A 765-nucleotide genomic window follows, 5' to 3' on the forward strand; every position below is an offset into this window, starting at 1 on the left:
CCCTTGCTTCAGCGCGCTCAGCCCCTGAATCTCATACAGCGGATAATGGCTGTGTGATTCCGATGCCAGCGCCGCTTCCTGCACCTGTTGCAGCAGCGCCGTTACACTCTGCTCGGGGGAACTGCTGACCCGTACCGGCGTTGTATTGATAAACAGGCCGATCATCCGCTCGATCCCCGGAACTTCCGCCGGTCTCCCCGATACCACCGCCCCGAATACCACATCATCGCTCTGGTTGTATTTCTGTAGTAGCAGTCCCCAGATCGTCTGCATCACTGTGTTCAGCGTCACCTGGGCCTGACGGGCCAACCGCTCCAGCTCCCGGGTCATCCCCACATCCAGACGGAAGGCATGCTCCTGCCGCTCAGCTTCTGTTCGCCCTGTTGCCCCCGTCACTCGCGGCACACTCGCCTGTTGCTCATAGGCCGCCAGGTACCGGCTCCAGTACTGCCGCGCCGCCTCCCTGTCCTGCATGTTCAGCCACTGCATGTATCGGCTAAACGGCTCCACGGGCCCCAGCTCTATCGGCTGCTTCATCTGCAACCCGCGATAAATCGCCATGAGCTCCTGCATCAGAATACTCGTGCACCAGCCGTCCATAAGGATGTGATGGAAGCTCCAGATGACATGCTGACACCCCTTCTCCCCGATCACGATCGTGGCACGCATCAGCGCATCCCGGCTCAGGTCAAAGCCACTTTGCCGGTCTTCCTGCTGGATCGTCTCCAGATCACCTGCCCCTTCTCTCACCCGCAGATCGACTTT

The 765-nt window shown here is 60.1% G+C and carries 1 protein-coding gene; it reads right to left on the bottom strand.

Annotated features, from left to right (window positions below):
• The coding region (locus ACQ76X_RS36085; protein ID WP_438498690.1) for a condensation domain-containing protein at positions 1 to 765 on the bottom strand (765 nt) is incomplete at both ends.

The sequence above is a fragment of the Paenibacillus sp. IHBB 3054 genome, from assembly GCF_051594305.1.
In the GTDB taxonomy this organism is placed as follows: domain Bacteria; phylum Bacillota; class Bacilli; order Paenibacillales; family Paenibacillaceae; genus Paenibacillus_AQ.